Source organism: Flavobacterium calami, assembly GCF_038290035.1.
In the GTDB taxonomy this organism is placed as follows: Bacteria; Bacteroidota; Bacteroidia; order Flavobacteriales; family Flavobacteriaceae; genus Flavobacterium; species Flavobacterium calami.
In genome coordinates this window covers 256694-282712 of record NZ_JBBYHS010000001.1, presented here as the reverse complement: position 1 = coordinate 282712, position 26019 = coordinate 256694, and the positions used below count along the sequence as shown (strand labels likewise).

General features: G+C 34.9%; 19 protein-coding genes. 11 read left to right on the top strand and 8 right to left on the bottom strand.

What is annotated here, in order from left to right; translation table 11 throughout:
* Window positions 1-67: 67 nt before the first annotated feature.
* Entirely contained in the window at window positions 68-1438 is a 1371-nt protein-coding gene (locus tag AAEO57_RS00960; RefSeq protein ID WP_341688572.1) for a GH1 family beta-glucosidase, read from the bottom strand.
* A 198-nt stretch (window positions 1439-1636) separates the two neighbouring features.
* Window positions 1637-3244, bottom strand: a complete 1608-nt coding sequence (locus AAEO57_RS00955) for a L,D-transpeptidase family protein (RefSeq protein ID WP_341688570.1) — start codon at window positions 3242-3244, stop codon at window positions 1637-1639.
* 234 nt (window positions 3245-3478) lie between these two features.
* On the opposite strand from AAEO57_RS00955, the gene AAEO57_RS00950 reads away from it, so the two are divergent.
* Both AAEO57_RS00950 and AAEO57_RS00945 read left to right on the top strand, forming a co-directional pair.
* Entirely contained in the window at window positions 3479-3958 is a 480-nt protein-coding gene (locus tag AAEO57_RS00950) for a TlpA family protein disulfide reductase (RefSeq protein ID WP_341688568.1), read from the top strand.
* 11 nt (window positions 3959-3969) lie between these two features.
* On the top strand, window positions 3970-4581 hold the full coding sequence (locus AAEO57_RS00945; RefSeq protein WP_341688566.1) for a thioredoxin family protein: 612 nt from the start codon (window positions 3970-3972) through the stop codon (window positions 4579-4581).
* A 54-nt stretch (window positions 4582-4635) separates the two neighbouring features.
* On the opposite strand, the gene AAEO57_RS00940 is transcribed toward AAEO57_RS00945, so the two are convergent.
* Genes AAEO57_RS00940 through AAEO57_RS00930 form a run of 3 tightly spaced genes read right to left on the bottom strand, consistent with a single transcriptional unit; the run spans window position 4636 to window position 6720 of the window.
* Window positions 4636-4929: a DUF3861 domain-containing protein gene (locus tag AAEO57_RS00940; RefSeq protein ID WP_341688564.1), complete on the bottom strand. Its 294-nt coding sequence runs from the start codon at window positions 4927-4929 to the stop codon at window positions 4636-4638.
* A 16-nt stretch (window positions 4930-4945) separates the two neighbouring features.
* The gene (locus AAEO57_RS00935; RefSeq protein ID WP_341688561.1) at window positions 4946-5674 is read right to left on the bottom strand and encodes a LytR/AlgR family response regulator transcription factor; all 729 of its coding nucleotides are present in this window, start codon (window positions 5672-5674) and stop codon (window positions 4946-4948) included.
* Between the two features lie 2 nt (window positions 5675-5676).
* Entirely contained in the window at window positions 5677-6720 is a 1044-nt protein-coding gene (locus AAEO57_RS00930; RefSeq protein ID WP_341688559.1) for a sensor histidine kinase, read from the bottom strand.
* Window positions 6721-6987: 267 nt separating this feature from the next.
* Between AAEO57_RS00930 and AAEO57_RS00925 the strand changes: the two genes are divergently transcribed.
* From AAEO57_RS00925 to AAEO57_RS00910, 4 genes are all read left to right on the top strand, one after another.
* Window positions 6988-8151: an efflux RND transporter periplasmic adaptor subunit gene (locus AAEO57_RS00925; RefSeq protein ID WP_341688557.1), complete on the top strand. Its 1164-nt coding sequence runs from the start codon at window positions 6988-6990 to the stop codon at window positions 8149-8151.
* A gap of 7 nt (window positions 8152-8158) precedes the next feature.
* Window positions 8159-11326 carry an efflux RND transporter permease subunit gene (locus AAEO57_RS00920; protein WP_341688555.1) on the top strand — a complete coding sequence of 1056 codons (3168 nt, stop codon included), beginning with the start codon at window positions 8159-8161 and terminating at the stop codon, window positions 11324-11326.
* A 17-nt stretch (window positions 11327-11343) separates the two neighbouring features.
* Entirely contained in the window at window positions 11344-12750 is a 1407-nt protein-coding gene (locus AAEO57_RS00915) for an efflux transporter outer membrane subunit (RefSeq protein WP_341688552.1), read from the top strand.
* Between the two features lie 199 nt (window positions 12751-12949).
* Window positions 12950-13444, top strand: a complete 495-nt coding sequence (locus AAEO57_RS00910) for a hypothetical protein (protein ID WP_341688549.1) — start codon at window positions 12950-12952, stop codon at window positions 13442-13444.
* A gap of 69 nt (window positions 13445-13513) precedes the next feature.
* On the opposite strand, the gene AAEO57_RS00905 is transcribed toward AAEO57_RS00910, so the two are convergent.
* Window positions 13514-15862 carry a mechanosensitive ion channel family protein gene (locus tag AAEO57_RS00905; protein WP_341688546.1) on the bottom strand — a complete coding sequence of 783 codons (2349 nt, stop codon included), beginning with the start codon at window positions 15860-15862 and terminating at the stop codon, window positions 13514-13516.
* A gap of 240 nt (window positions 15863-16102) precedes the next feature.
* Between AAEO57_RS00905 and AAEO57_RS00900 the strand changes: the two genes are divergently transcribed.
* Together AAEO57_RS00900 and ku are read left to right on the top strand one after the other, a co-directional pair.
* On the top strand, window positions 16103-16468 hold the full coding sequence (locus tag AAEO57_RS00900) for a SpoIIAA family protein (RefSeq protein ID WP_341688544.1): 366 nt from the start codon (window positions 16103-16105) through the stop codon (window positions 16466-16468).
* Window positions 16469-16491: 23 nt separating this feature from the next.
* Window positions 16492-17271 carry a non-homologous end joining protein Ku gene (ku, locus tag AAEO57_RS00895; RefSeq protein WP_341688541.1) on the top strand — a complete coding sequence of 260 codons (780 nt, stop codon included), beginning with the start codon at window positions 16492-16494 and terminating at the stop codon, window positions 17269-17271.
* On the opposite strand, the gene ligD is transcribed toward ku, so the two are convergent.
* Both ligD and AAEO57_RS00885 read right to left on the bottom strand, forming a co-directional pair.
* The gene (gene ligD / locus AAEO57_RS00890) at window positions 17268-19802 is read right to left on the bottom strand and encodes a DNA ligase D (RefSeq protein WP_341688539.1); all 2535 of its coding nucleotides are present in this window, start codon (window positions 19800-19802) and stop codon (window positions 17268-17270) included. The genes ku and ligD overlap by 4 nt on opposite strands.
* The gene (locus AAEO57_RS00885; protein WP_341688537.1) at window positions 19789-20271 is read right to left on the bottom strand and encodes a hypothetical protein; all 483 of its coding nucleotides are present in this window, start codon (window positions 20269-20271) and stop codon (window positions 19789-19791) included. Before AAEO57_RS00885 ends, ligD begins: the two co-directional genes overlap by 14 nt.
* A 661-nt stretch (window positions 20272-20932) precedes the next feature.
* On the opposite strand from AAEO57_RS00885, the gene AAEO57_RS00880 reads away from it, so the two are divergent.
* The 3 genes from AAEO57_RS00880 to AAEO57_RS00870 all read left to right on the top strand — a co-directional run bounded on the left by AAEO57_RS00880 (window position 20933) and on the right by AAEO57_RS00870 (window position 25993).
* Complete coding sequence (locus AAEO57_RS00880; protein ID WP_341688535.1) at window positions 20933-23083, top strand: alpha-glucuronidase family glycosyl hydrolase; 2151 nt, start codon at window positions 20933-20935, stop codon at window positions 23081-23083.
* Between the two features lie 139 nt (window positions 23084-23222).
* On the top strand, window positions 23223-24323 hold the full coding sequence (locus tag AAEO57_RS00875; RefSeq protein ID WP_341688533.1) for an endo-1,4-beta-xylanase: 1101 nt from the start codon (window positions 23223-23225) through the stop codon (window positions 24321-24323).
* Between the two features lie 236 nt (window positions 24324-24559).
* Window positions 24560-25993 (top strand): MFS transporter, encoded by a 1434-nt coding sequence (locus AAEO57_RS00870; protein ID WP_341688531.1) that lies wholly within the window; start codon window positions 24560-24562, stop codon window positions 25991-25993.
* Window positions 25994-26019 lie beyond the last annotated feature (26 nt).

Sequence of the window (26019 nt, the reverse complement as noted above, 5' to 3'; positions counted from 1 at the left end):
CCTTAAATTTAGTTAATAAATGTAAGAACGATATAATAGACTTATTTATATAATTTTAAGGATTTAATTATATAATTTGGGTGTTGCTTTCTAAAAAATCACGAAACCACATCCCGGATTGTTTAATGGTTCTTTTTTGAGTTTCAAAATCAATATGTACCAATCCGAATCTTGCATTGTAACCTTCTGCCCATTCAAAATTATCTGTAAGACTCCAAACAAAATAGCCGTCTATTTTACAGCCTTCCTGTTTTGCTTTAAGTAATTGTTCCAAATGATCTTGTATATAATGAGTTCGTTTAATATCATATACTTTTCCGTTTGTAACAATGTCAGGAAAGGCAGCGCCATTTTCGGTAATTATGAGTTTCTTAATTTCTTCATAAGAATTAAATTTTTGAAGAATATGATAAAGAGCAGGTGGATAAATTTCCCAGCCCATTTCAGTAGATATAACGTTTCTTTTTTCCGCACTTACTAATTCGGCACCAATATACGGAGTAAGCAGTGATGATTTAACGATTTCACGGGTATAGCACTGAAGACCTATAAAATCAAAGTCAAAAGCTAGATTATTAAGATCATCTTCCTGAATGTAATTATTGAGTTTTTTGAGTACCGGAAGATCCTTCTGAGGATATCCACGGCCTAAAATGGGTTCAATAAAAGTCCTGTTTAATAAGGTATCAACCCGTTTTGCCGCCTGAACATCTGCAGGTTTATCAGAGAATGGTTCAATATGAGTACATGAAAACGTTGTACCTATATTAGCATCAGGAATATGTTGCCTTAGTTTTTTTGCGCCGGCTGCTGTTGCTAAAGTTACATGATGAATGGCTTTCAAATAATTCGTGATACCTTTTTTTCCGGGAGCGTGAATACCAAGAAAATATCCTGCACCTGTAAAAACAGAGGGTTCGTTTATTACCATCCAGTTTTTGACACGATCACCAAAATGTCGGGCACATACTTCTGCGTAATCAGAAAACCATGATGCACATTCCCGATTAGTCCAGCCGCCTTTTACTTCAAGTGCATGTGGCAAATCCCAGTGGTAAAGTGTTACCCAGGGTTCTATATTGCATTCCAGTAAAAAATCGATTATTTTATTATAGTAATCTATTCCGGCTTGATTTACAGGATACTGACCATTAGGCATTATACGCGACCAGCTAATAGAAAACCTGAAATTCGGAATATTTAGTTCGCGGATTAAATGTATGTCATCTTTATAACAATTATAAAAATCACAAGCATTTATGGCATGATGACCATTTTTTATCTTGCCTTTTTGTTTAGTAAAAACATCCCAGATTGAAGGCCCTTTTCCGTCTGCATCATGTGCACCTTCTATTTGAAAAGCAGCAGTCGAAACGCCCCATAAAAAATCTGAACCAAATTGGTTCTTATTTAAAAATGACTTCTCTCTTTTATTCATTCAGATGTATTTTCTTTTATATTATTTTGAAAATTAATGAATAAATGAAGAGTGCATTGCTCTTAGAAAAAGCCATTCTTTGAATGAAACAAGAAATTTTAAGCTGAAGAATTTCATAATATTTGTTTTATTCAAAATAAGAAAACAAATATAAATCTATAGTAACTTAAATGTTATCAAATAGTTAACTGATTCGTTTTATTTCATAAGTTCAGTTTTGAAAGATTTGTCCTCAGGAAATAAAACACTATTCAGATGCGTATCTCTGTCATACACATCAGGAAAAAAATTGATCTGACCTTCTCTGTCTACCCATGCAGTAAAATAGCCGATGTATATCGGGACTTTTGTAGTAAGCTTACAAGTGGTTTCTTTTTCTCCGCTCATCGCATTATTAATTTTTTCTACTGGCCAGTCTTTATACTCTTTCAGCATAGAAATTGCCAGTTCTTTGGCTTTCATGACATTGATACATCCATGACTAAAAATACGCTTTTCGAAAGTAAAAAGGCTTTTGGCAGGTGAATCATGTAAATAAATATCATTTGGATTTGGAAACATAAATTTTACGAGTCCTAAGGAATTTTTTGGGCCAGGTTTCTGTCTGACTCTCCCATTATTCCATTCCAAATTATTTTCGGTCAAATAATTTTTATCTGCAGCTATTTTCAGTTTCAATTCATTTTGAATAATACTGGTTGGGACATACCAATAAGGACTAAAGACGATTCGGTCTATCTGACCGCTAAAAATTACCGTTTTGGTCAACGGAGTGCCAATAAAGACATTAGATTCAATTTCAAAATTACCGTCTCTGACATAATAAAGCATAAATGAAGGGATATTTACCATCACATATTCATGACCTTTTTCTAATGATGGCGGAATCCAGCGGCAGCGCTCCATATTGAGCATAAGCGTTTTTATCCGGTCACTTATTGGCTCATTTAGCTGGTCAATGTGGTCTTTGGTAATTTTATAATTAAGTGTGAGTCCATATCTTTTTTTATATTTTAATACCCCGGCCATTAATTCTTCGTCATAAACATTACTTTTAGAATCATTGGTGAGATCGCCGATAACAGCTAGTCTTTGTCGGATTTGCGCAACAGTACTTGAAGTATCAAAAGGTTTTAATTCTTTGTATGGTGAATCTGTAGTTATAGGTGTCCATGTATTATTTTTTTCGATTGCCCTGTATTTTTTTAAAACCTCATGTAATTTATAGTACTGACTAAAAAGAACCTGATTATTTTTGTTAAGCAGTTTAGGATTAACAATTAAAGAATCCAGTAAAGCGGCATAAGCGATTTTTTTCTTCGGTAAAAACCACTCCAGATTGTTAACCGTTTTTGCGTCAAGGCCTTCGTAAACACTCTTCGCATAAATAATGTACATACTGCTCAGTAGTAGTTCTGTATCGGTTTCAGAGATGTTTTCTTCGGGGCTTTCATCAAAAATTTCATCAATTTTGGTTTTATAAGGCAAGCTGATTTCAACACCTTCATCACCAATCATATTTAGTTTATGATACAGTAAATATCCTAATTCATTTATTTCATTGGACTCGTACCAAATTGACTGATAAGCTTTGTCTTTATAGAGTGCAACGACTTCGTTTTGATACTTTTTTAAACTGGAATATTTTTTAAAAAACGCAGCTAAAATACCATCGTTAACGATTGGTGTTTCATAGATATATTCTAAAGTATTTGCATTTTTATCTGAAAAATTACTTCTGGAAATTACACAAGGCCCAATTAATAAAAAAATCGCTAAGGCTGAAGAAAATGTAAAGTTTTTCATTTTTTCTAATTTTGGAAGGACAAAACAATTAAGAAGAAATTATTGAATGATAATCTGGTCTTTAATTTGATAGTTAAATTTAAGAAAAATAAGATAAAGTGCTACTGCTTAAATGGTTAAATATTTTTTTTTAAAAATTATCTGAAGATTTTTTTGCATTTAACTTTTATTAACAGTAGTCAAAGCTTCATTAATTTATATTTGTAAGACAAAAAATATAAAAGTTCAAAATATATGACAGTGCGTGTTTTTAAGATATTTGCTTTTCTTTTTCTGACTTTTTCAGTTACGGCTTACAGTCAAAATGTAAAACTGCTTAATATCGATCAGTTAGACGAAAGAATAAAAACCGGAAAAGACAGTACTTATGTTGTGAACTTTTGGGCAACATGGTGCGCTCCGTGCATTAAGGAACTCCCTCATTTTGAAAAACTGGGTGCCGAATATAAATCAGACAAACTGGTTGTATTATTGATTAGTGTTGATTTCAAATCAAAACTGAGTTCTGCCGTAGTACCTTTTGTTAAAAGAAAAAACCTTAAAAATGAAGTTTTTTTACTAAACGAAAGCAGCCCACAGGAATATATTGACCGAATTGATCCTTCATGGTCTGGCAGTATTCCGGCAACTATTTTTATTAAAGGAGACAAACGAAAATTTGTCGAAAGTGAATTTACCTACGAACAATTATTAACTGAATATAAAAAACTGTAAATCTATTAATTATGAAAAAAATAATTCTTTTGCTAATGCTGGCATTTTCTGCCTTCTTTTCTCAGGCCCAAACAGTAACGCTTAAAGCCGGAGATGCTGCTCCTGATTTTAAACTGAAAAATGTAGACAATAAAGAAGTTTCTTTTGCAAGTTTCCCAAAAGCAAAAGGTTTTATTGTTGTTTTTACCTGCAACACCTGTCCGTATGCGGTTGCGTATGAGCAGAGAATTATCGATTTAGACAATAAATTCAGACCTCAGGGATATCCTGTAATAGCTATAAATCCAAATGATCCTGAAGCTCAGCCAGAAGATACTTTTGTAAAAATGCAGGATTTAGCAAAGCAAAAAAAATATCCTTTCCCTTATTTATTTGATGCAGGACAAAAAGTGACAGACCAGTTTGGAGCAAAACGTACGCCACATATCTTTATTGTTTCTAAAACTGCGAAAGGAAATGTTGTAGAATATGTTGGGGCGATTGATAATGATCCTGAAGGAACTAAAACAGAAAAAATAAAATATGCCGAAGATGTAATTACGTCATTAAAAAACAATCAAAAACCGGCTATTACTCAGACAAAAGAAATTGGCTGTACAGTAAAAAGAAAAGCAAAAGCTTAAATTTTAATCAGCCTAAAAAACAAAAGCGTCTCAATAATCGGGACGCTTTTGTTTTTATAAACTTTTCAGTTTTTTCATGAAGACCGGAAAAACTTCGTTTAACTCATCAAACAGTGGATTTTTACGGTATTTAAGTTTTATTTCGCTGAATAATTTTAGTCCAATTGCAAACTGAGTTGCTTCAGACGGATCCTGAAATAAGTTTTTGTCTTTCATTTTTTGGATAATTCCAAAAATTTCGTCGTGATTGCTAAATTCTATTCCCAGTTCTTTTGGGGGTTCTGTCTCGCCATTTGCATATTCCTTAAGACTTAAAGTCAGGTAATATTTGTTTGATTTTTTTTCCATGATAATCTAATTTTTTTTATTTTAACCATCTGTCTACAATGGTTTTAAAGGCTTCCTTGTATTGCTCACCAACCGTAATTTCTGTTTTACCTATTAAAATAGAATTTTTAGTAATGGCGTTTATTTTGTCCAGAGAGACAATAAACGAGCGGTGAATTCTCATAAATTTTGATGACGGTAATTTTTCTTCTAATGCTTTTAATGAAATAAGAGAGAGGACCGTTTTTTGAGAATCAATAAGATGCACCTTTACGTAGTCTTTTAAACTTTCGATATATAAAACATCTTTCAAAGAAATTCGTACCCACTGATATTCAACTTTTAAGAAAAAGAACTCATCATCGGCAGCAATAGGCTGGTAGTGATTAGAAGACTCTTCGGATATTTGGAGTACTTTATTGGCAGCACGTAAAAATTCTTCGTAACTAAACGGTTTTAAAAGATAATCTACTGCATTTACTTTGTAGCCTTCTATTGCATAATGATTGTAAGCGGTTGTAAAAACGATTTTTGGCGTTGGTCCCTGATGTTCCTGTAAAAGTCTTGCCAGTTCCATTCCGGTAAGATTGGGCATATTGATATCGAGGAAGACAAGATCAGGCTGTTTTTCTCTGATTAAACCCATTGCTTCAACGGCATTATCGCAGCTTGCTGTCAGTTCCAAAAAAGGAGTCTGGGCAATAAAGGTTTCTACAAGTTTTAATGCGAGAGGTTCGTCATCGACTGCTATACATTTTAATACCATGATTATGCTAAGTTTAATTCCAGTTTTACATTGTATTTACCATTTTGAGCAATACCGGCTTGTAAGGTGTGTTTGTGCGGATAAATTAAGTGAAGTCTTCGTTTGGTATTGGTCAAACCGATTCCGCCAACATCTGATACGGCAGATTTTTCGAAATAGGTATTTTCTACCTCAAATTCAAGATTGCTTCCGTTTTGTCTGAGTTTAATGTGAATTTCACTTTTGTCAGTCGCATGAATTCCGTGCTTAAATGCATTTTCTACTAAAGGTAATAATAACATCGGAACAATTGGGTAATCGTGTATTTTTTCGGGAATGTCTGTTGTAATCGTTAATTTGCTATTGGCCCGAAGTTTCATCAGAGCTATGAAATCCTTCATAAAATCAGCTTCTTTGAGCAATGTGGTAGTTTCTTCGGTACTGTAAAGCAGGTATCGCATCATTCGGCTTAACGTATGAAGTGCATTTCTCGAATCTTCAATATCAGTATAAGTAAGCGAATAAATACTGTTTAGTGAATTGAAAAAGAAGTGCGGATTGATCTGTGCCTTGAGCATTGCCAGTTCGGCCATGGTTTTGTCCTGTTCCAGTTTTTGTTTGTGCTGTGCGGCTTTTTGCCAGTATTGAAGCATAGACCAGCTGGTGCTGATTCCTAAAACCAAGAGGGTAAGGGTAAGAACATAATTGTCAAAATAAGGATTTCGGTATTTTTTGAATCCTAAAACTTCGCTGATTTTATTATGGAGATCAGTTTCTGAAGTGTAGAGGAATGCGATAATCTGCATCACAAAAATGGCGAGAAATGCCCAAAGCAAAAAGGGGGATGTATTGTTCTTTATAATGGTTCCCGGAACTACAATTTTAGCATTAGCATAAAAAACAATAATAAGCAAAATCAGTATGATCATCTGCCAAAGCCAGAATTCAAAAGGCAAAACAACATTCCACGCTAAAGGAATGTAAAACAGCATGATAAACCCCAACAATAACCAACCCAGAATGTGGATTCCGGTAAATAAATAAGGTCTGTAAATGTTTGTAGCCATAATGAATTGTCGTTATTTAATGACAATATTACACTTTATTTAAATACGATAAAGGAGCAATCGCCCAAAATGGGTTTACAGCCTTTAAAAACCTTTTTAGAGCCGATGATTTTAGAATTAAACACTTGTTTAATTTTTACAAAATATCCATCGGGTGTGAGGTTGTCTCTATCGATTGTCTTTTGCTGTTCGTCTATTGTAAATTTTTTGTGTATTCTATTTTAGTTCTTTTGCTTAGAAATAAATAGATAATTACACATTTTGACAATGAATAAGCAATCATTTTTAAGCATTTTAGCAGCGTCTTTTGTTATCGTTTCATGCGGTAAGAAAGATGATAAATCGGCTCAGGCCGGAGGGGCGCCACAAATTAAAGAGTATAAAACGCTGACATTACAGCCTGAATCTGCCACTTTATACAGTGATTATCCTGCGAGTATTCAGGGACAGCAGAACATAGAAATCCGTCCGAGAGTTGAAGGTTATATCGATAAAATATTTGTAGATGAAGGTGCCGTGGTAAAAGCAGGTCAGCCTTTGTTTAAAATCAGCGCTCCGGAATATGAACAGCAGGTTCGTACGGCAACTGCCAGTATTAAAAGTGCTCAGGCAGAAGTTAGCGCCGCAAAACTGGCGGTCAACAAAGTGAGACCTTTGGTAGAAAAAGGAATCATCAGTAAATACGATTTAGAGTCGGCACAATATACGTATGAATCGGCTATGGCAACTTTGGCTCAGGCAAATGCCAGTCTGGTAAATGCCAAAACCAATTTAGGATACACTACTGTAACAAGTCCGGTTAACGGTGTTGTTGGTTCAATTCCGTTTCGTTTAGGAAGTTTGGTTGGTTCTAATACTGCAGATCCGTTGACAACAGTTTCCAGTATAGGAAATGTGTATGCTTACTTCGCTATCAATGAAAAAAAACTTCTGGATTTTACACAGAGTTCATCTCCAGGTTCGACATTGGCTCAAAAAATTCAAAATATGCCTGCGGTTTCCCTTGTGCTTTCTGACGGTTCAGCTTATCCTGAAAAAGGGCGTGTTGAAACAGTAAATGGTTTAATCAATACAGAAACGGGTTCGGTTACTTTCAGAGCGCGTTTTGCAAATCCAAGAAGTATTATCAGAAGCGGAAGCAGTACAACTGTCAGAATTCCGAATGAAGTCAAAGGTGGTCTGATTATTCCTCAAAGCGCTACTTACGAGCTTCAGGATAAATTATTTGCAGTAGTTGTTGGAAAAGATGGGAAAACAAAAAGTACCAATATTACTATTTTGGATAACAATGCAGGAAATTATTATGTCGTAACACAAGGCTTGAATGCAGGTGATCAAATTGTTCTGGAAGGAGTGGCAACACTGAAAGACGGAACAGAAATTAAAGCTCAAAATCAAAGCGCTGATAAAGTTTACGCAGATTTAAAATAAGAAACACATGTTTAAAAAATTTATACAACGACCTGTACTCTCGACGGTAATATCTGTTATTATCGTTATTTTAGGTGTTTTAGGCCTAATTGAGTTACCTATATCGCAGTATCCGGATATTGCCCCGCCAACTGTAAACGTTTCTGCAAGTTACACGGGTGCCAATGCAGATGTGGTACTAAAAAGTATTGTGATTCCACTGGAAGAACAAATTAATGGTGTAGAAAACATGACTTACATGACTTCTAGTGCCACAAACGACGGAAATGCTTCTATAAAAATCTATTTTAAAGTTGGTACAAACCCCGATTTAGCAGCGGTAAATGTTCAGAACAGGGTTTCAAGAGCTACAAGTTTATTGCCTGTAGAGGTTACTCAGGCTGGGGTTACAGTAACAAAAAGCCAGAGTAGTAACTTATTGATTTTCTCTTTGTACAGTGATGATAAAACCTACGATCAGACGTTTCTTCAGAATTATGCTAAAATTAATCTTGTTCCACAAATTCAGCGTGTAGTTGGAGTAGGTGATGTAACTGTTTTTGGGGCAAAAGATTACTCCATGCGAATCTGGCTAAAACCGGATGTAATGCAGCAATATAAATTGATCCCGAGCGATATTTCGGCTGCGCTGGCAGAACAAAATATTGAAGCTGCACCAGGTAAATTTGGTGAAAACGGAAATCAGGCTTTTCAATATGTAATTAAATACAAAGGACGTCTGACCAGTGCCAATGAATTTGAAGATATTGTTATAAAATCGGTTGGGAACGGACAAATGCTTCGTCTTAAGGATATTGCCAAAGTTGAGTTAGGTTCTCTTAGTTATTCTTCAACAATTAAAACAAACGGTGTAGAATCGGCTGCAATGGCCATTAGCCAGACTCCGGGATCTAATGCGCGTGATGTAATCATCAATTCTAAAAAACTGATTGAAGAAGCAGCAAAAAGTTTTCCAAAAGGAATGAAATATACTGTTCTGGTAGATGTTAATGAAAATCTGGATGCCTCAATTGAAAAAGTAATTCATACGCTGATTGAAGCTTTTATTCTGGTTTTCATCGTGGTGTTTATTTTCCTTCAGGATTTCAGATCGACGTTAATTCCGGCCATTGCGGTTCCGGTTGCGATTGTAGGAACATTTTTCTTCCTGAATTTATTCGGATTTACGATCAACTTATTGACGCTTTTTGCGATGGTACTAGCCATTGGTATTGTCGTCGATGATGCCATTGTCGTCGTCGAAGCGGTACATGCCAAACTGGATCACGGTTACAAATCGGCTAAAAAAGCGACCATTCATGCAATGGATGAAATTTCGGGAGCAATTATTTCGATTACACTTGTAATGGCTGCTGTATTTATTCCGGTAACCTTTATTAATGGATCGACAGGGGTTTTCTACAAACAATTTGGTATTACTCTTGCCGTAGCGATTATTCTTTCTGCCGTTAATGCCTTGACACTGAGTCCGGCTTTATGTGCGCTTTTACTGAAACCACATGCAGACGATCATAAACATAAAAGTTATTTACAGCGTTTTTATACTTCATTTAACGTTGCATTTGATAACGTAACCGAAAGATATAAGCGATCTGTAAGTTTCCTTTCTGTAAAAAAATGGATAGCACTGGCTTCTATTGTGGTTTCTGGTATAGCATTAGTTTATATGATGAAAACTACGCCATCAGCTTTCGTGCCCTCAGAGGATCAGGGAACTGTTTTCGCAAATATTAGTTTGCCGCCATCAGCTTCTATGGAGCGTTCTGATATAATTGCGAAGAGAGTTGATAGTATTGCTAAAACAATTCCGGGAGTTAAAAATACACTTCGTATTGTAGGACAGAACTTTACAGCCGGAGCAGGAAGTGCTTACAGTATGGTTATTGTAAAGTTAAAACCATGGAATGAACGTGATTTGAGTGTTGATGATGTTATTGGGCAATTGTTTGCCAAAACCAGCGGAATTCGTGAAGCGAATATTTTCTTCATTTCACCGCCAACGATTCAGGGTTTCGGACAAAGTGGTGGATTTGAATTTCAATTACAGGACAAAGGAGGTCATACAACAGCTGAATTTTATAAAGTTAATAATGAATTCTTAGCCAAATTAGCTGAGCGTCCGGAGATACAATATGCTACAACGCCTTTTAACCCTGGTTTCCCTCAATACATGATGGATATTAATTTAGCGAAAGCGAAAGATGCAGGGGTTTCAGTAAATACAATTCTGTCAACTATGCAGGGGTATTACGGAGGATTGTATGCTTCGAATTTCAATAAATTCGGGAAACAATACCGCGTCATGATTCAGGCTTCTCCGGAGTTTAGAACAAATACTCAGGGTCTGAATAAAATATTCGTTCGTAATGCAGCCGGAAATATGGCACCGATTACAGAGTTTGTAAACATGACCAGAGTTTTTGGACCTGAGTCAATTTCGAGATTTAACTTGTTTACTTCTATTTCGATTACAGGAGCACCAAAACCGGGTTACAGTTCAGGAGATGCTATTAAAGCGATTCAGGAAGTAGCAGCAGAAAATCTTCCGGCAGGTTATGGTTATGAGTTTTCAGGTTTAACACGTGAGGAATTAGCTTCTGGAAGTGAAACAATTTTTATTTTTATTCTGTGTCTGGTATTTGTTTACTTCTTACTGAGTGCACAATATGAAAGCTATATTTTGCCTTTTGCCGTATTATTTTCAATTCCGTTTGGATTGGCGGGAGCTTATTTATTTTCGATTATTTTCAAACTGAACAGTAGCATCTATTTACAGATTTCCTTAATCATGCTGATTGGACTTCTCGCAAAGAATGGTATTTTGATTGTTGAATTTGCTCTGGACAGAAGACGAAAAGGACTGCCGATTGTGCAGGCTGCAATTGAAGGAGCTGTGGCACGTTTACGACCAATTTTGATGACTTCGTTTGCCTTTATCCTCGGACTTGTTCCGTTAATGTTTGCCTCAGGTGCGGGAGCTGTCGGAAACAAATCAATTGGTACCGGAGCAGTTGGAGGAATGTTGATCGGAACCATTCTGGGAGTATTTGTGATTCCGGTTTTGTTTATCATTTTCCAGACCTTACAGGAAAAGGTGAGTGGTCCGGCAAAGGATGGTTACGACGATGACGAAGATGACGAGGAAATTCATTTATTAGAAGCTCACAAAGAGTAAAATTTAATTCAAAAGAAATGACAAATAGTTCAAATAAATATATCTTACTGGTAATGACGGCCGCGCTTTTAAGTGCGTGCTCGGTTACCAAAAAGTACGAACGCCCCACAACTTTAAAAACAGATCAATTGTACAGAGATCAGGCTTCTACCGATTCAACTACGATAGCCGATATGCCGTGGCAAAGTGTTTTTAAAGATGAAAAACTAAATGCATTAATTCAAAAAGGCTTAGATAATAATCTGAATTTAAAAAATGCCATAGAGAATATTGTTCAGGCACAGGCTTCATTGCGTCAGAGTAAACTGGCCTATTACCCAACATTACAACTGGATGCAAATGTAACCAGAAACAAGCAGTCACAGGCAGGACTAAATTTTCCTGCCGGAATCAATATCAATACGCTTACTACAACCTACAAATTAGGTTTAAGCACTTCCTGGGAAGCTGATATCTGGGGAAAACTAAGCAGTTCCAAAAGAGCAGCTCTGGCAACATATTTGGCTTCGGATGCAGCAAAACAAGCAGTTCAGACTCAGTTAATTGCTGATATCGCTAATAATTATTTCCGATTACTGGCTTATGACAGACAATTGGCTATAACGCAGGAAACATTAGAAAGCCGTATTAAAAATGTTGAAACAATTAAAGATTTAAAAGAAGGAGCCATTGTAACTGGTGCAGCTGTGGTACAAAGTGAAGCCAATCAGCATGCAGCAGAAGTTTTGATTCCGGATTTGAAGCAAAGCATCCGTGAAACTGAAAATGCCATCAATATTTTATTAGGACAGGCTCCCGGACCAATTGACAGAGGAGTTTTAGGAACACAGATTATTCCTGAAAACCTAGCTATTGGTATGCCTTCTCAATTATTGCAAAATCGTCCGGATGTACGTCAGGCCGAATTTAATTTCAGAGTGGCTTTCGAATCGACTAATTTGGCTAAGACCTACTTTTATCCAAGTCTGACGCTTACTGCAAGCGGTGGCTTTTCGAATTTAGAATTAAAAGACTTTTTTACAAATTCTATTTTTTATTCGATAATTGGAGGATTAACGCAGCCGTTATTCAATCAGGGAGTTAATAAAATGCGACTCACAACTGCCCAGTCTCAGCAATTGCAGGCGTATAATAACTTTCAGCAAAGTTTATTAACGGCTGGTCAGGAAGTTTCAAATGCTTTATATACCTATCAAATGGCTGTTGAAAAAGAAGATTCGAGAACCAAACAAATCGAAGCCTTAATCAAAGCCGTAGATTATACAAAACAACTTTTAGAGTACAGTTCTGCTACGAATTATACGGATGTATTAACTTCAGAACAAAACCTTTTGGCTGCTCAACTGAGCGGAGTTAACGATAATTTACAGAAACTTCAGGCTGTTGTCGATTTGTACAGAGCTTTAGGCGGTGGCTGGAAATAAAACAAAATGATTGTTGATTGATTTGTTGAATAGAAGGACGCCTCAGTTATTTGAGGCGTTCTTTTTTGAAATGTAGATCGTCTAAAAAATGCTTTTCGTCGATTTTTTTTGCTGTTTGGTATAGTTAAGATGAAAAAGTTACATATTGGCACTACTTTAGATTAATCTTTAATGAAATTAATTTTTAAAAACAAAAAATATGAAAAAGTTAGTATTTGCCTTAGCACTTTTTATGAGCGTAATGGCGCATTCACAGGTTTCCGTTAATGTAAATATTGGTACACCTCCAAATTGGGGACCAGTAGGTTATGACAACAGCAGGTATTACTATTTACCGGATATTGATATCTATTATGATGTAACAGAAAGCCAATATATCTATTTTAATAATGGAGTATGGATTCGTGAAAGAAGAGTACCGTCCAGATACAGAAATTATGATTTTTATTCAGGCTATAAAGTGGTTTTAAATGATTACAGAGGAAGCAAACCTTATAGTTACCATTCTAAACACAGAGCGGCTTATCCGAAAGGATATGTAGGGAAACCTCAAAAAAACAGAGGTCCAAAACCAGATAAAAATTACAAGTCTGAAGGAAAACAAAAGTCGAACGGACATGATAATGGAAATGGTAAGGGAAAAGGGAACTCTAAAAATGATCAAAACCACTCACATGGTAATGGTAAACATTAATTAAAATTTGTTTAATAAAGAAACGCCTCAGTAATTGAGGCGTTTTTGTTTTTTATATATTAAAACTAATTAAGCTGAAAAAGTCAATCCTTTTGATTTAAAATTACGAAACAAAACCTGACGCGCACTGCTGACAGTTTCTTCAGTACGATAAATACTGCACCAGAATTTTACGAGAATTTTATATTTTTCTTCAGAAATAGCACTGTAATAGATTTGCGGCATTTTCTCCATGTTAATTAAAGATACATTTTCCAGAGCCTCCATTATGGTAGAGTTGATGTCTTCGGGAGTGGTGTTACCGCTAATTTCTACTGAAATTTCAACCAGTTTAAAATTGTCAGTGTAAGTCCAGTTTGTGATGTTTTGTGACAATAAATTTCCATTCGGAATTATAATTTCGGCACCGTTTGGGGCGTTGATTTTTGTAGTTCGCAATCCCATCGATTTTACTCTTCCTGATTCATCACTTATTTCAATAACATCGCCCACCTGAATGGGTTTGTCAAAAATTAAAATGACGCCCGACACAAAATTATTCACCACATTTTGAAGTCCGAGTCCAACTCCAACTCCTAACGCCCCTAACAGAATACTCAGTTTGTCCAAAGGCATTCCGGATGCTGCAACTGCCAAAAGATAACCGCCAATTAACACCAGGAGTCTAGTGATTAGTAATTTGGAATGCTGTCTTTTATTGATGTTTTCTTCATTCTCATCATCAATTTCCCCAAAAAAGTAAGCCACATATTTTTGAAGCAAATGGGCGATCCAGATAATGATGAAAAAGAGTACAATATTTCCTAAAGTAAAAGTAATGCTTCCAATTGTATTTGGATGGTTTAATAATCTTCCAAATGAAGAACGCAGCGACTCCCAGATATTTAAATTGGAAGCAATAACTACCAGCCACATGTAGCTAATTACAATAATAAATGGCTTTTTTAGTGTATCTGACAAGCTTTCATGGTCAAATATTTTTTCGAAACCGCGTTTGATTCGGGTCGTATATATTTGAAGAATAATAATTTCTAAAATGATTTTCAAAAGGACACTCAATGCTACAATCTGCGTAAGTGAAATAAAAGCGGTTAAGCTCAGCATGTTCGAAAGCGATACTCTTCCAAAAAGATTATAAAGTATGGATAAACCATTTAATCCAATAAAAATAATGCTCGCCCATTTAAAGAAACCTTTAATATATAATTGATCTTTGAGGCTTTTAATCTGAACCAGACCATAGCGGATTCCTAAAATATTGATGATAATAAAGGCACATCGCTGTAGAAATCCAATTTCTATAAACAGATCCAGAAAACAAAGTATGAAAAACAATCCTAAAAGAAAAATCCAGTTTTTCATGGAAACCTTTGACCACTGATTTTTGAAAAGTACAGTCAGGAATCCAAGCAGTAATAGCTGAAGCAATTCTAAAAACAGAGCAGGGGCATACAAATTGCTGACAACGGCAATGCTAAGTCCGATTACGCCAACAGGAACTATGACACCTCTGTTTAAATATTTAAACTTAAAATGCGAAAGAGTATCAGTGTATCCGTTGGTTTTCAGATATTTTAAATTGCGTGAAATATACCAGCCTAAAAGCCCCATAAAAAACAATAACGTAATCAGTCCGCCAATTCGATAACTCAAATAATATTCAGCAACACTTTCTTCTATTACTATTTTGGCTCCTATATTGTGTTTTATTGCTTTTTTAGGAATAGATTCATTTACGCTCCACAAAAAAGGATATTCTTTATGCAGCATACTGATTCCTGACTTTTCCAGATTATTTTCGACAGTAATCAAAGCATTAGAAACAGCAATTTTTCGTTGTACTGTTAATCTTTTCTTTGCGTTTAAAATCCCCTGATTCTTAGTCATTAAACTATCTGTGGCAAGATATCTCTTTTTAAGGTCGGCAAACTCTTTTTTGAATTGTTTACGTCGGATAGTGTCTTTTAAAAGCCCTATCAAAGTTTTGTCTTTTCGGAGTTCAATAAACCGGGCTTTAATTTTTTCCAGATTCTCGTTGCGCAAATTAATAGCAGTATTCTGTTCATCCAGCTGCAACTGTAATTCCATTAAAACAGTATGATACATTTGCTGGTTACGAACGTTTGGATTAGCACCTTTTAAACTTGTCAAAATGAGGTCAAGTTTACTTTGTGTCCTTTTGATTTCACCAAACAAATGGTGAGAAGCACTGTCAAAATCGGCGTCATTGTACGCAGATTCCATTACTTCGCCTGCCTTTTCAATAGCGATCAGGTAATCACTGTCTGTAGTCGTTTCTTCAAATAATTTTGATCGGTTTTCTTTTTTAGGAGACGTCGTTTGCGAACTCACATTCGAAGCAAAAAATAGGATAATTAATACTGCGAACAGATGGAGAAAATTTCTTTTTTGGAACATAATTTTAAATATGAATTGGGTTCTCAAAATTAATTTTTTTTATGGCAAGTTCAGTAATGTTTACAGACGAATTATTCAAAATTTAACTAAGAATTTAGCTGAATTAATTTAATTAAATATTTAAACAAAAACGTAACCATCTACAAGATAGATATTTTATAATTTTTAAAGAATATCATATAAAGAAATCTGCCGGTTGTATTTTTAAATTTGAGAGTAAATTAAAATCAAAACAGAACGATGATACACATAATTGACACACCGGATAATGTAGTGGCTTTCAGAGCGCTTGCAGAAGTAACAAAAGAGGATTTTCAGACAACAGTAGTTCCTGCTATTGATCAATTGGTAAAAAGAATCAATGAAATTAATTTTTTATTGGTACTGGATACAGATATCGGAAACTTTACAACAGGGGCATGGCTGCAGGACGCTTTAATCGGACTGAAACATTTAGGTAAATGGAACAGAGCAGCAATTGTTACTGATACAGAGGAGATTATTTCTTTTACAAATGGTTTTAGTTATATTGTTCCGGGGGAATTTCGTGGTTTCAAAAAAGCCGAATTCAATAAAGCGCTGAACTGGGTAGAAGGAAATATTTAATTCTGACATTAAAAAAAATACTTATGAGATCGATTTGGACAGGTTCAATCAGTTTCGGATTAATAAATATTCCGGTAAAATTGTTTTCGGCAATAGAAGAGAGCAGTCTTGATATGGATATGCTGGACAAAAAAGATCATGCCAATATCAAATTTAAGCGTGTAAATGAAAATACTGGAAAGGAAATCGCTTTTTCGAATATCGTAAAAGGATATAAAATTGACGATAAATACGTCATTTTGGAAGATGAAGATTTTGAAGCTGCGGATGCCATAAAAACAAAAACTATTGCCATCGAAAGTTTTGTAGAAGAAAAGGAAATTGCCAGTATTTATTACGAACAGCCTTATTACCTCGAACCAGATAAAGGAGCAATGAATGCATACGCCTTACTGCGTGATGCACTTGCGGCTACAGGAAAAGTGGGTATAACGAGTTTTGTTTTGCGTAACAAAGAAAGCCTGGCCATTTTGAAACCTTATAAAAATGTTATCGTTTTAAACCGAATTCGCTTTGAACAGGAAATACGTGATACAGCTGAATTAAAGCTTCCGCCGGTTTCTAAAGCCAAAACCAAAGAAGTTGAGATGGCAAATAAATTAATCGATCAGCTTACCGAAAAGTTTGATATTAGTAATTTTAAAGATGAATATACCGCCAAGCTTTTAGAAATAATTAAAAAGAAAGCTAAAGGAAAAACAACCAGGAAACCTGCAAAACTTAAAGTGGTTCATAAACAAAATGATAGCTTAATTGATATGCTCAAAGCAAGTCTGGAAACTAAAAAGAAAAAATCCTCTTAATCTTTCTGATCCTCAATTTTTTTGAGGATTTTTTTTATGTTGGCACCTTTAGATAATACTGGAGTCCACAAATCGCCTTTTTTCTCAAATCGTTTCAGTACATTTTTAATAGTAAATTGCGAAGGATGTAGTTTACTGTTTACTTCATTCCATTCTAAAGGTGTTGAAACAGTTGCTCCAGGTTTCGGTCTCACAGAATAGGGTGCAGCCAATGTCTGGCCAATTCTGTTCTGGAGATAATCAATGTAAATTTTGTGATTTCGCTTTTTGATACTGCGTTCCAGTGAAGTCGTTTCCGGTAATCTTGAATGTACTTCTTTTGCAATCAGTTCAGCCAAAATCTTTATGGAATCATAGTCATACTGGGCACCAAGCGGAATATAAACATGCAATCCTGAAGCTCCGGAAGTTTTGCAATAGCACTCTGTTTCTAATTCATCCATTACTTCCTTTACGACTAAGGCCGTTTCTACTACAACAGTAAAATTTTGTTTGTCAGGATCAATATCAATTACCAGCCAGTCCGGATTTTCTATATTTTGAATAGTGGAATTCCACGGATTTATTTCGATACAACCTAAATTAGCCATGTAAATAAGCGTTTCTTTATTATTGCAAATCAAATAGTTAATATTTTCATTGTTTGACTCAGAAAATATTTTTTTTGTTTTCAGCCATGAAGGTGTTTTTTCTATATCTACATCTTTTTGATAAAAGCTTGGGCTATCAATTCCGTTTGGATATCGGTTCATCGATTCAGGGCGATTTTTAAGATAAGGCAAAATTAAATCGGATACTTCATTGTAATATTGAACAATATCACCTTTAGTGATGCCGTCTTTCGGAAAATATATTTTATTCTGATTGGTTAAATGAAGTATCGTTTTACCGATTTTCAAATCATAGTCATTTTCGGCTTTATTTTTTGCTTTGGTTTCCATTGCGTCTTCTTTTGGTAAATCCGTGTTTTTAATATTTGAAGGTGTAAATACTTCACTGGCTTTTTTATCTATTCTAAGACCAAGATATACGGGATGTCTAAGATGTTTGTCCTGTGTCCATTCAGAAAATTTAACCTGACAGACTAATTTAGGCTTAACCCATTGAATAGTGTCTCGTAATGCTGGTTTTTCGTTAAGAGGAGAACTTGCGGTAAAATAAGGCTGGAGTTTAGTGTATAATTCTTTTAAGGTTTTGTCATTAAAACCGGTACCGCATTTACCAATAAACTGCAATCTTTTACCATAATATTGTCCAAGTAGTATGGCACCGAAATATTTTCGGGATTTTTTAGGCTCTGTAATCCCGATAATGATCGCCTCTTCCTGATTGGAGGTTTTTATTTTTAGCCAGTCATTGCTGCGTTTATTGGTAGTATAATTGCTGTCAGATTTTTTAGCAATGATGCCTTCTTGTTTGTTTTTTGCAGCGAGATCAAATAATTCTAATCCTTTTTCGACAGTGTGTTCGGAGTAAAATACATTTTCAAAATCATATTTATTAAAAAGAATTTTCAAAAGTTCTTTCCTTTCAAGCAAAGACAATGCTGTAACTGAATTTCCGTCTAAATTTAAAAGATCAAAAACATAATATTTTAAAGTTCCTGAGCCTGTTTTAAGATAATTTTGAAGCAGCTGAAAGTTTGCTTTTCCAGATTCATCCTCGACTACAATCTCTCCGTCTAATATTGCCGTATGATCTATTTTTTTTAATTCATCTGCAACGGGTTGAAAATTTACATTGAATGAAATTTCATTTCGGCTGTATAATTCTGCCTGGGGAGGATTAATAACTGCAATCGCCCGATATCCGTCGTATTTATTTTCAAAAACCCAGTCCGGATCATCAAAAGGTTTTTCTTTGGTGTTAGCGAGCATTGGTTTTACAAAAACGGCTTTTTCAACGGGACTGTTCTTTTTTTTTGAAGGTGTTTTTTCTTTGGCAGCACGAATTGCTTTCTTAGACTTTTCTTCCAGTTCTTCCAGGGAACGTTTAGATAATACCGATTTGTTTTTCCCTAAAATATCGGTATCAGTGGCATATTTATCGCTCTTTTTGATTAACAGCCATGCATTTTCCTGTTTGCCTTTTAATTTTATCAGAGAAAATTCTCCTTTGAGTTTTTTTCCCTTTAGAATAAAACTTAAACGGCCTTTTTTCAGATCGGCTAAAAGCGTTTTTTCAGGAGTTGCAGTTTCCTCATCAGAAGTATATGTTCCGTTATCCCATACAATCACATTTCCGGCACCGTAATTTCCTTCGGGAATCGTACCTTCGAAATCTTTATAACTGTACGGATGATCCTCGACCATCATAGCAAGACGTTTATCATCAGGATTCATTGAGGGGCCTTTCGGAACAGCCCAGCTTTTTAAAACGCCATCCATTTCCAGTCGAAAATCATAATGCAGGTGAGTAGCGGCATGTTTTTGTACTACAAAAATCAGTTCACTTGCCGATTTTTCAACTTTACCCTTCGGTTCCTTAGTTTGCCTGAAATCTCTTTTCTGATTGTATTTAGATAGTGACATTTGATTGTGCGATTAAGAAGATGGTTGAAATAAGATAATAAAACAAAGCCGCCACCAGAGCAAAAATAATATGGGCGAAAAACAGCTGAATATAATAACCTTTATAGTCTATGTCAGGCTTATAATCCGTCAATCTGAACAGTATCATCCAGCCTGCAATTCCTATAATTCCGCTTAAGCTTCCTAATAAAAAAGCACTCCATAACGATAACTGTAAAATGTTATTAACCCATAAAAAATGGTAAATAACGACAAATATAAATCCGATAAAATAATGCAGCAGCCATGCTAAAGTGGCCTTTGATTTAAGCGATAGATCAATTTTTAGCTGAGTGAGTAAAAAAGTTAGCAACACAGGCTCTTTATACAATTCCCTAAAGCTTGCAGATATGACATAACTGAACAACGTCATGGCTGATGTTGCTGCAATGGTAGCTACGACAATTTGTAAAAGTGCATAAATATCCATGAGTTATTTTTAATTCATTGATAATAAATAAACTAATCTTAATTACTTAAATTTTTAATTTATTATTTTAAATAGTATGATTTTGATTTTTCTTCAGTCTAAGACTATTGAAAAAACTAAAAACTTTAAACTCAATAATTTTACATTATCAAATTTAAAGTCCTTAGTACATTTTTATTTATAGAATTAAAACTTCAGCTTATATAATTATAAGTAAATCAAGGTATTTAAGGCAAAATTTTCAGGGCACAATTGCGAAGGATATTTTCTGAAATTCCGATTTGTGAACCAAATTCTGAGTAGATTTTCGTCATTGTTATTTTTTTGCTGATGGAGGTGAGAACTTTTTATGTTTTTTTTAAAATCATGCCGTACCAATCTGTAAGAAGCTTTAAATATCATAATTACAGATGATTACTGTAAAGTATAATTGTTTACAAGATCTTAATTTTATTAATCCTGAAAAATAATTTTCTAAAAAAATCTATTTTAATTTTTTTCTTTAGTTACAATGCTATATTTTTACGCAACCGATTGTGTTTGTTGTTTTATTTGTGAAAATGTATTTTTTAGTCTAAAATTTTATTAAATATATTACTATTGTGTAAAATATACGTTTTCATATTTATTGCATGTTTAAAAAAGAATAAATTAGTAAAAGATGATTTCATTACGATTAATTTTCCTTGCATTTATAATTTCCTTTTCTGCAATAGCGCAAAAGGATTATAAATTATGGCTGCAATATGATAAAACAACTAACGCTGCGTTGGCTTCAGAATATAAAAATCAGTTACAGGGAATTGTTTCTTTAGGAAATTCTGAAACTTCAAAGATTTCACTAAAAGAATTAGAAACAGGGCTTTTTAATATGTTAGAAAACAAGCCGGAGGTTTTTCCAGAAATCAAAGGAGAGAATAAAATAATTGTAGGTTCTAAATCTTCATTAACATCCGAAATTCAAAAAGCTGTTGGCTCTGATTTTGATAAAATAAACGAAGAAGGATTTATAATCAAATCCATTTCATTAAAGAATAAAAAACACATACTTATTACTGCAAAAAATGATATTGGAGTTTTATATGGCGTCTATAATTTTTTGAGACTGCTTCAGACTAATAAGTCAATTCAGAACTTAAATATTATTGAGGCTCCAAAAACTAATATACGAATTCTAAATCACTGGGATAATCTGGACAGAACAGTTGAGCGTGGTTACGCAGGTTTCTCTTTATGGAACTGGCAGAAATTGCCTGATTTTATTGACCAGCGCTACATTGACTACGCACGTGCAAATGCTTCTGTGGGTATCAACGGAACAGTTTTGACTAATGTAAACGCAAATGCCCTGATCTTAACACCTCAATATTTAGAGAAGGTTGAAGCCTTGGCAAATGTTTTCAGACCATACGGAATAAAAGTCTATCTAACAGCACGTTTTTCAGCACCAATTGAAATTGGAGGATTGAAAACAGCCGATCCAAAAGATGTAGATGTGGCTAATTGGTGGAAAAATAAAGCAGCCGAAATTTATAAACGAATTCCGGATTTTGGAGGATTTTTGGTAAAAGCCAATTCTGAAGGGCAGCCTGGTCCCCAAAATTACGGTAGGGATCATGTTGACGGTGCTAATATGCTGGCAGATGCGGTAGCGCCTTTTGGAGGTGTGATTATGTGGAGAGCTTTTGTATATTCTGAACATGATGTGAATGACCGTGCCAAACAGGCTTATGCCGAATTTCAGCCGTATGACGGAAAATTTAAAGATAACGTAATCGTTCAGGTAAAAAACGGAGCGATTGATTTTCAGCCAAGAGAACCTTTTCATCCTTTATTTGGAGCAATGCCCAAAACGCCTTTAATGATGGAATTTCAAATCACACAGGAATATTTGGGTTTTAGCACCCATTTGGTTTACCTGCCTAAATTGTATCAGGAAGTTTTAGAGTCAGATACGTATCAAAAAGGCAAAGGTTCATTAGTTGCAAAAGTAGTTGATGGTACTTTGGATCAGCATAAACTTACCGGAATTGCTGGAGTTTCCAATATTGGCAATGATTTAAACTGGACAGGACATCCTTTTGCTCAGGCAAACTGGTATGGTTTCGGAAGATTGGCCTGGGATCCTTATTTAGATTCAGAAACTATTGCAGATGAATGGTTGCGATGCACTTTTTCAAATAATGAAAACTTTATCAAACCGATTAAGGAAATGATGATGCAGTCGCGCGAAGCTGTCGTAAATTACATGACGCCTCTTGGTCTGCATCATATTATGGATACAGGTCATCATTACGGTCCGGGACCATGGGTTTCAAATTTATCAAGACCCGAATGGAATCCGGTTTATTACCATAAAGCTGATAAAAACGGAATTGGTTTCGACAGGTCTAAAACAGGTACTAATGCCACGGCTCAATACGCTTCAGAAGTTGAGAAAATTTTTGATAATCCAGCAACTTGCCCTGAAAAAGATTTATTATGGTTTCATCATGTTTCATGGGATTATAAATTAAAAAACGGGCAGACACTCTGGAATGGAATGGCGCTAAAATATCAGGAAGGCGTTGATCAGGTAAAAGAAATGCAAAACATCTGGAATAGAACAAAGCCTTACGTTGATGCTGAGCGGTTTAAGGAAGTTGAGATGTTATTGAATATTCAGTATAAAGAATCAAAATGGTGGCGTGATGCCTGCTTACTGTATTTTCAGCAATTTTCAGGTAAAGAATTGCCAAAAGGAGTAGAAAAACCAAATGAAACATTAGAATATTTTAAATCATTAAAATTTCCGTTTGCTCCGGGGAATTAATTGATTCTGTTTTGGGCTTTGGGTTTTGAGCTTTGAGCTTTGGGCTTTGGGCTTTCGGTTTTTGACTTTCGACTTTTGACTTTCGACTTTTGACTTTCGACTTTATGACTTACTTATTAACCTAAAATATCACAAAATAATGAAACTAATCAGTCCTTATTTACTGGCAGTCACGGCGGTGCTGTTTGTAAATTGTACTTCAAAAAAGGGAGTTGCTTCTTTGGCTTCTTCTTATAAAAAAGATTTTTTTATAGGAACAGCTTTGAATGCAGATCAAATCGAAGAAAAAGATGCAAAAGCCGATGCGATTATTCGAAAAGAATTCAATGCCATCACAGCAGAAAACATCATGAAATCTATGTATATGCATCCTCAAAAGGATAAATATGATTTTGCTTTGGCTGATAAATTTGTGGCGTTTGGCGAAAAAAGTAAAATGTTTATTCATGGGCATACTTTGATATGGCACAGCCAGTTAGCGCCCTGGATGAACGAAATTAAGGACAGTACGGAAATGAAAGCGTTTATGAAAGATCATATCAGCACGATTGTTTCCAAATACAAAGGAAAGATTGATTCCTGGGATGTAGTAAATGAGGCTTTGAATGAGGACGGAACTTTAAGAAAATCCGTTTTTTTGAATACTCTTGGCGAAAGCTATCTTGCGGATGCTTTTAAACTGGCAGAAAAAGCAGATCCGAAAGCTGAATTATATTACAACGATTACAATATTGAAGAGCCTAAAAAACGTGAAGGTGCTTTAAAATTGGTAAAATATATTCGTGAGCAGGGGGGAAAAGTAGACGGAGTAGGAATTCAGGGACATTGGAGTCTGGAAGGACCTTCATTAGAAGAAATTGAAAAATCGATTTTAGCTTATTCGGAATTAGGTCTTAAAGTAGCTTTTACAGAACTGGATATTACTGTTTTGCCAAATCCGTGGGATTTGAAAGGTGCTGAAATCAGTCAGAAATTCGAGGGAAGTGCCAAAATGAATCCGTATTCGGATGGTCTTCCTGATGCTGTTCAGGAGAAACTGGCTCAGCGTTATTCGGATATTTTTAAATTGTTTTTAAAGCATAAAGACAAAATAAGCAGAGTGACATTTTGGGGAACTTATGACGGTCAATCATGGTTGAATGACTGGCCAATAAAAGGAAGAACCAATTATCCTTTATTATTTGATACCCAGCTTCAGCCGAAAAAAGCTTATGAAGTTTTGATTAATTTGAAGAAATAATCAATAAAGCTTAATAGCTTATCATTCACAATATTAAATTTTTAAAATTAAAGAGTAATAAGGCAAACTAAATTTGGTTGCTATAGTTTTTTTTATAATTTTACACAACCGATTGTTTTGTTATTATTCTTAGTTTTTTAACACCAAAAATAAGAACTGACAATATTTAAAGCTAAAAATTTAAAACAATATAATTTACTAAACATTAAGTAACCTAACTAACCACCAATACAATAATGAATTTATCTTCTCAAAAATTATCCATTAAGGAAAAAATAGGATATAGTCTTGGAGATCTGGCTGCTAACTTAGTTTTTCAGACATTAATGACCTATCTGGCGTATTTTTATACTGATATTTATGGTTTATCTCCAACACATTCCTCCATAATTATGTTGGTTGTGGGTTTAATTGCTGCTTTTATATTCAATCCAATTATTGGCGCACTGGCAGACAGAACGAATACAAAATGGGGTAAATTTCGTCCCTGGATTTTGTGGACCTCTGTTCCTTTGGGAGTTATTGCGCTTTTGGCTTTTACAACACCTGCATTTTCATATCAGGGAAAAGTAATTTATGCCGTGATAACTTATTCGCTATTGCTATTGTTGTATGCAGCCAATAATTTGCCTTATTCTGCTTTAAGTGGCGTTATAACAGGCGATATGGGCGAGCGAAACAGTATGTCGGCATATCGGTTTGTTGCTGTAATGTTTGCACAGTTTTTTGTGCAGGTTTTTATGCTCGGAATTATCAAAAGTGCCGGAAATGGCGACAAGGCAATAGGTATCGAAAAAGTAATGACAGCACTGGCAATTATCGGAACCATTATGCTTCTTATTACTTTTCTGACTACTAAAGAACGTATTGTACCAAAACCGGAACAAAAATCAAGCGTAAAGGAAGATTTAAGTGATCTGATAAAAAACAAACCCTGGATTATCATGCTGACACTTACTTTACTGGTTTTTGTAACGCTGGCAATGAAAGGCGGTTCGTATGTGTATTACTTTGAAAACTACGTAAATAAAGAAGAATTGGCTGTTTTTATTCAGCCCATTTTAGATTTTCTTTCCAATATAGGTTTAAATACTTTTGGAGACGATCCTGTTTCTGCGGGATTCGGATTGTTTAATGCCGGCGGAATTATTTTTATGATAGTTGGAATTACATTATCCAAAAGATTCGCTGACAAATACGGTAAAAGAAACGTCTTTGGATTATTTCTTTTTATTTCGACCTTATTTATAATTGCTTTTTATTTCTTTTCGCCAACAGCTGTTGGACTGATGTTTTTTTCTCAAATTTTTCACGGTTTTTTCTACGGTATTACAATTCCGCTTCTTTGGGCAATGATTGCTGATGTGGCGGATTATTCGGAGTGGAAAAACAACCGCCGTGCTACCGCTATTATATTTTCTGCAATGATGGTGGGGCTAAAAGCAGGACTGAGTATTGGAGGCGCATTGACAACTTCTCTTTTGGGACACTTTGATTATGTACCAAATGCCGCTTCACAAAGTGATATTGCCATTAACGGAATCAAATTACTAGTAAGTATCTTTCCTGCAATACCTTTTTTGATTGGTGGCGGATTGTTGTTTTTTTATGAAATTGACAAGAAAATGGAAGTACAAATAGAAAGTGATTTAAAAGAAAGAAGAGCATAAATTATTATCATTAAAACAAAATACGA